The organism is Streptomyces sp. NPDC059010 (assembly GCF_042740355.1).
GTDB lineage: Bacteria > Actinomycetota > Actinomycetes > Streptomycetales > Streptomycetaceae > Streptomyces.
The window spans coordinates 159,948-169,274 of record NZ_JBHYJA010000009.1 but is presented as its reverse complement, the minus strand read 5'-3'; the positions used below and the strand labels follow the sequence as shown (position 1 = coordinate 169,274).

At 71.6% G+C, this 9,327-nt stretch carries 7 protein-coding genes; all 7 read right to left on the bottom strand.

Going from position 1 to position 9,327, the window contains the following annotated elements; genetic code table 11:
- Positions 1-124: 124 nt before the first annotated feature.
- The 7 genes from ACFWYS_RS11905 to xylB all read right to left on the bottom strand — a co-directional run bounded on the left by ACFWYS_RS11905 (position 125) and on the right by xylB (position 9,309).
- A complete protein-coding gene (locus tag ACFWYS_RS11905; protein WP_384766118.1) occupies positions 125-1,648 on the bottom strand; it encodes an aldehyde dehydrogenase family protein in 1,524 nt (507 codons plus the stop codon).
- A gap of 172 nt (positions 1,649-1,820) precedes the next feature.
- Positions 1,821-3,098 carry a GAF domain-containing protein gene (locus ACFWYS_RS11900; protein ID WP_384766117.1) on the bottom strand — a complete coding sequence of 426 codons (1,278 nt, stop codon included), beginning with the start codon at positions 3,096-3,098 and terminating at the stop codon, positions 1,821-1,823.
- Between the two features lie 150 nt (positions 3,099-3,248).
- A complete protein-coding gene (locus tag ACFWYS_RS11895) occupies positions 3,249-3,848 on the bottom strand; it encodes an N-acetylmuramoyl-L-alanine amidase (protein ID WP_384766115.1) in 600 nt (199 codons plus the stop codon).
- A gap of 39 nt (positions 3,849-3,887) precedes the next feature.
- Positions 3,888-4,898 carry an acetamidase/formamidase family protein gene (locus tag ACFWYS_RS11890; RefSeq protein WP_384766114.1) on the bottom strand — a complete coding sequence of 337 codons (1,011 nt, stop codon included), beginning with the start codon at positions 4,896-4,898 and terminating at the stop codon, positions 3,888-3,890.
- Positions 4,895-6,391 carry an APC family permease gene (locus ACFWYS_RS11885; protein WP_384766113.1) on the bottom strand — a complete coding sequence of 499 codons (1,497 nt, stop codon included), beginning with the start codon at positions 6,389-6,391 and terminating at the stop codon, positions 4,895-4,897. The genes ACFWYS_RS11890 and ACFWYS_RS11885 overlap by 4 nt, the downstream gene beginning before the upstream one ends.
- Positions 6,392-6,643: 252 nt before the next feature.
- Positions 6,644-7,849, bottom strand: a complete 1,206-nt coding sequence (locus ACFWYS_RS11880; RefSeq protein WP_384766111.1) for an ROK family protein — start codon at positions 7,847-7,849, stop codon at positions 6,644-6,646.
- Between the two features lie 14 nt (positions 7,850-7,863).
- Positions 7,864-9,309, bottom strand: coding sequence for a xylulokinase (xylB, locus tag ACFWYS_RS11875; protein WP_384766109.1), 1,446 nt, complete (start codon positions 9,307-9,309; stop codon positions 7,864-7,866).
- Positions 9,310-9,327: the final 18 nt, after the last annotated feature.

Genomic DNA, 9,327 nt, shown 5'->3' with positions numbered 1-9,327 from the left:
TTTTTTTTTATCAGACACTGTTTTTTTTTGTGTTTTTTCCCCCCTTTCCCCGCCCCCCCCCCCCCCCCGGCGTGTCCCCCCCTCACCCCCCCCCCCCCACTCCGCTGGTCTGCGACTGTGAGCTCTAGAAGAACCCAAGCTTCCTAGGGCTGTAAGAACAAAGAATGTTCTTGGTCTGCTGATAGTGGTCCAGCATCATCTTGTGCGTCTCACGCCCGATCCCCGACCCCTTGTAGCCGCCGAACGCCGCGTGCGCCGGGTAGGCGTGGTAGCAGTTCGTCCAGACGCGGCCCGCCTGGATCGCGCGGCCGGCCCGGTACGCGGTGTTGATGTCCCGCGTCCACACGCCCGCGCCGAGGCCGTACAGCGTGTCGTTGGCGATCTTCATGGCGTCGTCGAAGTCGTCGAAGGACGTCACCGAGACGACCGGCCCGAAGATCTCCTCCTGGAAGATCCGCATGCGGTTGTCGCCCTCGAAGACGGTCGGCTGGACGTAGTAGCCGCCCTTCAACTCGCCGTCGTGCTCGATACGTTCGCCGCCCGTGAGGACCCGCGCACCTTCCTGTCGGCCGATGTCGAGGTAGGAGAGGATCTTCTCCAACTGGTCGTTGGATGCCTGCGCGCCGATCATCGTGTCCGTGTCGAGCGGGTGACCGGTCGTGATCCGCTCGGTGCGGGCGACCGCCGCCTCCATGAACTCGGCGTAGTTGCCGCGCTGGATCAGGGCCCGGGACGGGCAGGTGCACACCTCGCCCTGGTTCAGCGCGAACATCGTGAAGCCCTCAAGCGCCTTGTCCCGGAAGTCGTCGTTCGCAGCCCAGACGTCGTCGAAGAAGATGTTCGGGGACTTGCCGCCGAGTTCGAGGGTCACCGGGGTGATGTTCTCCGAGGCGTACTGCATGATCAACCGGCCCGTCGTGGTCTCCCCGGTGAACGCCACTTTGGCCACCCGGGGGCTGGACGCCAGCGGCTTGCCCGCCTCGACGCCGAAACCGTTGACGACGTTGACCACGCCCGGCGGGAGCAGGTCGGCGACCAGACTGAGCCAGTAGTGGATGGACGCCGGGGTCTGTTCGGCAGGCTTGAGCACGACCGCGTTGCCCGCGGCCAGCGCCGGGGCGAGCTTCCACACCGCCATGAGGATCGGGAAGTTCCACGGAATGATCTGCGCGACCACGCCCAACGGCTCGTGGAAGTGGTACGCCACCGTGTCGTCGTCGACCTCCCCGAGCGAGCCCTCCTGCGCCCTGATCGCCCCCGCGAAGTAGCGGAAGTGGTCGATGGCCAGCGGAATGTCGGCCGCCAGCGTCTCCCGCACCGGCTTGCCGTTCTCCCAGCTCTCGGCGACCGCCAGCTTCTCCAGGTTCGCCTCCATACGGTCGGCGATCTTCCGCAGGATGTCTGACCGCTCGGCCACCGACGTCCGGCCCCACGCCGGGGCGGCCGCGTGGGCCGCGTCGAGCGCCCGCTCCACGTCCTCCGCCGTGCCCCGCGCGATCTCGGTGAACGGCTGCCCGTTCACCGGCGTCGGGTTCTCGAAGTACTGCCCCCGGATCGGCGGCACGTACTCCCCGCCGATGAAGTGGTCGTAGCGCGCCTGGTAGGAGACGATCGCACCTTCGGTGCCGGGCGCCGCGTAACGGGTCATACTGCTCTGCCTCCCGAAGAAGCGCTGCCCGCCGTTGGGCAGCTCTCGGCGCGAGGCTAGGGACGGCGAGGTTGCAAGTACGTTGCGCGAGCCACCGCTCCAGCAGGACGCCGCCTTTCCAACGGAGAGCCGCCGCTCCAACCCCGTGCCAGGGCGCGGGAGCGAGGCGCGGTCAGCGCGCCGGACGGTGCTCCCACGCGTGCGGTGCCGACAGCTCGGACTCCAGCGCGGCCAGCCGTGACCGTACCGCCGCCGTCGGGCGCACCGCGGCGAGCGCCCGCCATACCTCCAGGTCGTCCTCGCCCCACGGCGCGTGCGCCCAGTCGGCCAGCAGGTCGGGGTCGCTGCGGGCGATCAGCGCCGTACGCAGGCCGTCGGCGAGGCGACGCCTGAGCTGCACCACCGCCGGTGCCTGGGAGCCGGGCAGCAGCGGGCCGCGGTACGCCGTGGCCGCGGCCGTGACCGCACCCGTCCCCAGACGACGCTCGACGGCCGCCAAGTCCGACTCGACCGGCACCGTGAGCCGGTACGGCCGTGAGGCGAGCAGACCGGGACCGAGTACTCGGCGCAGACGGGCCAGTTCGGCGCGCAACGTCACCGGCGTCACCGACTCGTCCTCGTACAACGCGCACAGCAGTTCGTCCCCGGTCAGCCCTTCCGGATGGCGGGCCAGCAGCACCAGGATCTCGCTGTGCCGACGACTGAGCCTGATCCGGCGGCCGCCCGTGAGCAGTTGCGCCTCGTCGCGGCCCAGCGCGATCAGCTCCGGCGTGTCGGCAGCCGGCACCGGCGGGGTGAGCAGTGCCAGATGGGACTCCGCGGCACGCGCCACCGCCTGCACGAACCCCAGGCTGTGCGGATGCGCGAGCCCGTCCCCACCGGTGATGTCCACCGCCCCGAGCACCCGCCCGGTCCGCGGATCGTGCACCGGCGCTGCCGCACAGGTCCAGGGCTGCACCCGGCGGATGAAGTGCTCGGCGGCGAACACCTGCACCGGCCGGTCCACGGCGACCGCCGTTCCCGGCGCATTCGTCCCGACCGCGGTCTCCGCCCACCGCGCACCCGGCACGAAGTTCATCCGGTCCGCCCGGCGCCGGGTCGTCGGATGCCCTTCCACCCACAGCAGCCTGCCGTGCGCGTCGCACACCGCGAGCAGATGCTCGCCGTCGGCCGCGAACGTACCGAGCAGCTCCCGGAACAGCGGCATCACCGGCGCCAGCGGATGCTCCGCGCGGTAGGCGCCGAGGTCCCCGTCCGCCAGCTCCACACTCGCGGTCCCGTCCGGACCGACACCGGCGCGCGCGGAACGCCGCCACGAGTCGGCCACCACGGCACGCACCGGCTTCGGCACCGTCCCCGCCTCGGTGAACGTCTCATGCGCACGACGCAGCACCCGAACACGCTCGGCGGGGTCGGCCCCCGGCTCCAGGGCCACCCACGGATCGGTCAACACGGCCTCCCCGGAAAGCGATGCGGCTGGGGACATCGTCACTCCGGGTACGCGTGCGGACAACCTTTTCGTCCTTTTCGACGGTGCGACGCGAAGGCCGAGCCCGCCGCTTGGGCCCGGTGAGCTCTCGGTGCGAGGCCGGAGGCCGGCTCAGGCCCGGTTGACCAGACGTATGTAACGCGTCCAGTCCCAGTGCGGACCGGGATCAGTGTGGTCGGTGCCCGGCACCTCGTAGTGCCCGATGATGTGCGCGCGGTCCTTGGGTATGCCGTGCCTGGCGCAGATCGTCGCCGTGAGCCGGGCCGACGTCTCGTACAGGACGTCGGTGAAGTAGCCGGGCTCGTCCACCCAGCCCTCGTGCTCTATCCCGACGCTGCGTGTGTTGTGTTCCCAGTCCCCGGCGTGCCAGGCGATGTCCGCCTCGCGAACGCACTGGGAGGTGTGCCCGTCGGCCGACCGGACGACGTAGTGCGCGGACACCTGCTTCCTGGGGTTCTCGAAGACCATCAGGGTGTTGGGGTAGGCCGTCTGTGTCACGTGGATGATCACCTGGTCGACGGGATGGGTCGCAGGGCGGTTCGCCGCCGTGTAGTTGGCGGTGCTCGCCGGCCGCCACTCGGCGAGCGGGTAGTCCGGGCCCGGTATGTGCGCACCGGCCCGCGGTGCGGGGAGCAGGGCGTACGGGACGGCTGCCAGGGCGGTGCCTTGGAGGATCCGGCGTCGGCTGAGGCGTGGTCGTGCGCTTTCCAAAAGGGGATTGCCTTTCATGGTGGAGGCGGGCCGGGGCACTCAGCGCAGAGCCGCCGCCGTCTCCCGCAGTCGTGCGTGCACTCCCCGGTGCGTCTCGCGCGCCGGCAGCCACTGCTTGCGGATCTTGGCCACGCAGGTGTAGTTGGTGTCGCACACGTTGGCCAGCGGCGACTCGACGGCCTGGGTGGCGAACTGGTACGCGTCAAGCTCACTGAACCCGTAGTCACGCACCAGCCACTGCACCAGGTCCAGCTGGGATATCCGGAACGCGTCCTCCAGCGGCCGGGCCGAGCCGGTCGAGATGATGTGCGTGTCCGACTCGATGCGCGGCCACGGCGTGGCAAGCCCCTTGAGCAGCTCGACGACCACCACGGTGTTCATCGCGCACTCGACCGCGACCCCACAGGTCTCGCCCTCGCCCTGCCGGGCATGGCCGTCGCCGAGGCTGAGCAGCGCGCCCTCGACGTTCACCCCGAGATAGCAGGTGACGCCCGCCCGCATCTCCGGTGTGTCCATGTTCCCGCCGTGCGCGTCGGGCACCAGGGCCGAGCGCACCTCCAGACTGGCGGGCGCCACCCCGACCGTGCCGTGCATCGGATCCATGGGCAGCTCGGCCTCGATGCCACTGTCGTGGGCCCGGAACAGCGCCGTACGCCGTGTCCGGTCGAGCTGCCAGATCCAGACGGTCTCCGGCAGGGGCGATTGCAGCGTGGCCGTGCTGTGCGTCGAGGTGAGGGCGCCGAACAGCGGGACCGTGGTCGAGGCGGCCCAGTCCCGGGCCGGTTCGATCGACACGAAGTGCACGGCGACCGTGTCACCGGGTTCGGCGCCCTCGATGTGGAAGGGACCGGTCTGCGGATTGAGGTAGGGGAACTCGCACACCTCGGACACCAGGTCCTTCTCCGACCGCACCCGCCCGCCGAAGCAGTCCTCCGTGTACAGGTCGAGAACCGTGCCGGGTGCGATGCGCGCCACCGGCGGTGCGCCGCCGAACGTCCAGGCGTACTCGCCGGGCTCGGGTCGCACGGTCAGGATCCGGGGGTCGCTCATCGCTGCACAGCTCCGTTCTGCGGAAGGCCGGTGGGGGAGGGGTCGTCGAGGTGGACCCGGGCGGTCTCGGCTATGCGTCCGGGGTGGCGCCGTACGAGCACGACCAGCACCACGACTCCCGTCGCCATCCACGCCCCGACCACCGGTCCGGCGTACGACACGGGCGCGGTCAGCTCGGAGACGAAGTCGAAGACGGGCAGTCCCGCCGCGGTCAGGAGCGCGGGCACGAACGCGACGATGCCGAGGACGGGCAGCAGCAGATGCCGTACGGGTTTGAGCGCCTCGCGCCTGCGACGCAGGAAGTAGCCGGCGCAGGCCAGGTTCACGACGATGTACACGCCGATCACCACTGTGACGATCACCGTGGCCAGCAGCAGGAACGCTGTCACGGGGTCGTAGGCGAAGCCGAGTCCCAGCACCGCGGCGACCGCGATGACGGTCTGCACGGCGATACCGGCCGCGGGCGAGCGGTACTTGGGGTGCAGCACCGCCAGGAAGCGGGGCAGGACGCCGATGCGGGCCAGGGCGAAGGCGGTCCGGGTGGAGACGGTGGCGCAGGCGTTGGCGTTGGCGATCGCCGAGTTGACCACGGCCAGGAACACCAGCACCCAGAACAGCCCGAACGACGCCCGGGCCACGCCCTCCCAGGAGGCGGCACCCGAGGCTCCGAACTCCCCGAAGCGGTCCGGCCCGAAATACACGGTCATCGCGTAGGTGGTGAGCACGTAGAACAGACCGATGGCGAGAGCCGCGCCGAGCACCGCCCGATGCATGGTCCGGCGCGGGTTCCGTGTCTCCTCGGCCAGTGGGGCCGCGGCCTCGAATCCGGCGAAGGCGAGCACGGTGTAGACCGACCCGGCGAACACCCCGGTGAGGCCCGCGTAGCCGTCGGCAGTATGGGACGTCCCGAACACGGACAACGTGTTGTCCCCGCCCGCCTTCCCGATCAGCCAGACGGCGAACACCACAAGGACGAGAACCTCGAAGATGCCGAGGACCGTGCCGAACCGGGCCGAGGCACGCACCCCCAAGTACCCGGAGACGCCTATGATCGCGGCCCCAGCCAGCGCCCACGGCCACCACAGGTCCGCCGGATACGACGGCCACTCCTGGTGCAGCGTGCCCGCCGTAGTGAAGCCCAGTTGCAGAAGCAGCAGCGGCGGGACCAGCGCCTCGACGAACACATAGCCCCAGCCGACGAGGAAGCCGATGGCGGGATGCAGCCCCTGCGCCACATACGTGGACACCGAGCCCGCGGCGGGCAACTCCCGGGCCAGCTCGGCGACACACGAGGCGGTAAACAGACAGGCCACGAGCGCGATCAGTACCGACAACGGTAGACTTCCACCCGCGAAGGCGGCGCCCGATGGAATGGACGCCGCGACCGCGGCGGCCGGCGCCATGGCCGTGATGCTCTGGAACAGGACCTCGCGCAGTCCGATGGCGTCGCGCCGTAACCCCGGCGCTGCCCGCCCCGTCGTTTCCCCCGACATGTGAATCCCCTCGTTCACGCCGATGCGCCCCGCCGTCGCCGTGACAGCACGGCTGCGGCTCGCGTGAATCACGGTACGGCGCTGGTGGGTTGGGCAGAAGAGTGCGCCGTGATTCCGTGGACAGGCGCGGAATTGTGGATAACTCGCTCACTCACACGAGTGAACTCCGCCTGGAATCCGGCCCGTTCGGCACCGATTGCGCACATCCCACCGGGGCCCGCCGGGCCGCCCCGAGGGGCCTTCCACCGGGGATCAGGCCCGCTCCGCCACCACCGCCGGATCGTCCAGCACCGCTCGCACCACCGAGTGCGCGGCCCCCAGCAACGGCCCCTCGGGGCCCAGTCGCGACACGGACACCGGACAGGCGGGCCCGGCCGTGCGCCGGTCCAACTCGGCCTCCAGCGACGGCAGCAGCCAAGGCGCGAGCCCGGCCAGCGCACCGCCCAGCACCACACTCTCGGGGTCCAGCAGATTGACCGCGCCGGTCAGGGCTATACCGAGCGCGGTCCCTGCATCGCGCAACGCCTGCCGTACGTCCTGGTCGCCGTCGGCGGCACGCTCGGCCAGCAGTCCGACCCGGTCCTCGCCCGGCTCCAGCCCGGCCGCACGCAGTACCGCCTCCTCACCGGCGTACTGCTCCAGGCAGCCGCGTCCCCCGCACGCGCACTCGGGGCCGTCCGGCCGGACGGGCACATGCCCCAACTCGCCGGCGAAACCGCGTGTTCCGTGCAGCAGCCCCCCGTCCACCACGACGGCCGCGCCGATGCCGATCTCCGCCGACACATGCAGGAAGTCACGTGGGGTGCCGTCGCCGAGCCAGAGTTCGGCGAGCGCGCCGAAGTTGGCTTCGTTGCCCACGGTCAGCGGGAAGTCCACGGGCAGCAGAACGCCGAGGTCCGTGTCGCGCCAGTCGAGGTTCGGCGCGCGTACCACCGTCCGGGCGTCCCGTGCCACCAGACCCGGTACGGCGACCGCCAGACCCGCGGGCCACAGACCCTCGCGTTCGGCCTCGGCGAGCACCCGGCGCAGCAGCCCGGTGAGTTCCTCGATCACCGGCTCGGGCGCACGGCCCCGGTTCGCGCCGTACCGCACCGCCCTGGACCGCACCTCACCGCGCAGATCGACCGCGCAGACGGCGAGATGGTCGACGCCGACCTCGGCGCCTATGCCTGCCGGACCGTGCCCGCTGACGGCGAGCGCCGATCCGGGACGGCCCACCCGGCTGGGCCGCTCGGGACCGAGCTCCTCCAGCAGTCCCGAGCGGATCAGCTCGTCGACGAGTGTGGACACGGCCGCACGGGTCAGCCCGATGCGGGAGGCCACGGCGGCGCGGGAGAGCGGACCCTCGGCGCTGACGGTGTGCATCACCCGGGCGAGATTGCGGCGGCGCATGCCCTGCTGGGTGTTGGGCAGCGCCCGTCCGGCGCCCGGGTGGGCCTCGTGCAGCGGTGCGGTCATGCCTCCGTCAGTCCTCAGTGTGTCTCGGGGGTCCGCTCCAGCAGCGGGGCCGCGTCGGAGAGTACCCCGCTGATCCTGGCCAGCGTCTCCTCGTCCCGCTCCACGGCGTCGAGCACCGGCCCGCGCGCGGTGTTCCAGCGCCGCGCGACCGCGGCCGGATCCTCGCCGGTCAGCAGGCCGGCCGCCTGGGCCGCCGCGCCGAGCGCGACCAGTTCCTTGGCCTCGGGGACCTGTACCGGACGCCCCGACAGCCGTCGCACGGTCTGCTGCCAGGCCGTGCCCCGGGCGCCGCCGCCGATCAGCAGCAGCGGGGCCGAGCGGTCCGCGTCGTCGTCCAGGACCAGGTCCAGGGCGCCGAGCAGCGAGTGGACCGCACCGTCGTAGGCGGCCTGGAGGAGCTGGCCGGCGGTCGTGTCGTGGCGCAGTCCGTGCAGGATGCCGGAGGCGTTCGGCAGGTTCGGGGTGCGTTCGCCGTCCAGGTAGGGCAGGAGGGTCAGGCCGGTGGTGGGTTCCACGGCCTCGCGGTCGAGGCCCAGCAGGGCGGCGAGGCGGTCGACGGCGAGCGTGCAGTTGAGGGTGCAGGCGAGCGGCAGCCAGTCGCCGTGCGCGTCGGCGAAGCCCGCCACCGTGCCGGTCGGGTCGGCGGGGCGCTGCTTCGCCACCGCGTACACCGTGCCCGACGTACCGAGGCTCAGCACCGGCGCACCGGGACGCAGGCCCAGGCCCAGCGCGGCGGCCGCGTTGTCGCCGGTGCCCGGAGCGACCAGGGTGCCCTTGGAGAACGGCAGGTCATGGCTGTCGCGCACGGTGCCCGCGATCTCACCGGGCCGGACCACGCGGGGCAGCAGCGCCGGGTCGAGCCCCACATGCGCGAGGATCTCGTCGTCGTACGACTCCGTCCCCGACGCCCACCAGCCGGTCCCCGAGACGTCGCCTCGGTCGGTGGTGCCCTGCCCCGTGAGGCGTTCGGTGAGGTAGTCGTGGGGGAGGCGTACGGCCTTGGTGGCCTGCACCGAGTCCGGCTCGTTCTCGGCCAGCCAGGCCCACTTCGTGACCGTGAAGGACGCGGCCGGGACGGAGCCCGTGCGCTCGGCCCAGAACTTCGCGCCGCCCAGCTCCTCGGTCAGCCGGCGGGCCTGCGGCGCGGAGCGCACGTCGTTCCACAGCAGCGCCGGACGCACCGGTTCGCCCCGGTCGTCCAGGGTGACCAGGCCGTGCTGCTGCCCGCCGATCGACACCGCGGCGGCCTCGTGCGCGGCGTCGCCGCACTGACGCAGCGCCTCGCACAGTGCCTCCCACCACTGGCGCGGGTCGCTCTCGCGGCCGGCCCCGGAGGAAACCGTATGCGGCGCCTGGCCGCTCGCGACGACCTGCCCGGTCGACGCGTCGACGACCAGGGCCTTCGTGGACTGGGTGGACGTGTCCACGCCGACGACGAGCGGACCCTCGGCTGCTGACATCGGGCTCTCCCTCTTCCG

Excerpts from the sequence above, each read along its gene's own strand:
- ACFWYS_RS11905 (WP_384766118.1), bottom strand. The coding sequence starts at position 1,648 with ATGACCCGTTACGCGGCGCCCGGCACCGAAGGTGCGATCGTCTCCTAC.
- ACFWYS_RS11890 (WP_384766114.1), bottom strand. The coding sequence starts at position 4,898 with ATGAGCGACCCCCGGATCCTGACCGTGCGACCCGAGCCCGGCGAGTAC.
- ACFWYS_RS11885 (WP_384766113.1), bottom strand. The coding sequence starts at position 6,391 with ATGTCGGGGGAAACGACGGGGCGGGCAGCGCCGGGGTTACGGCGCGAC.
- ACFWYS_RS11880 (WP_384766111.1), bottom strand. The coding sequence starts at position 7,849 with ATGACCGCACCGCTGCACGAGGCCCACCCGGGCGCCGGACGGGCGCTG.
- xylB (WP_384766109.1), bottom strand. The coding sequence starts at position 9,309 with ATGTCAGCAGCCGAGGGTCCGCTCGTCGTCGGCGTGGACACGTCCACC.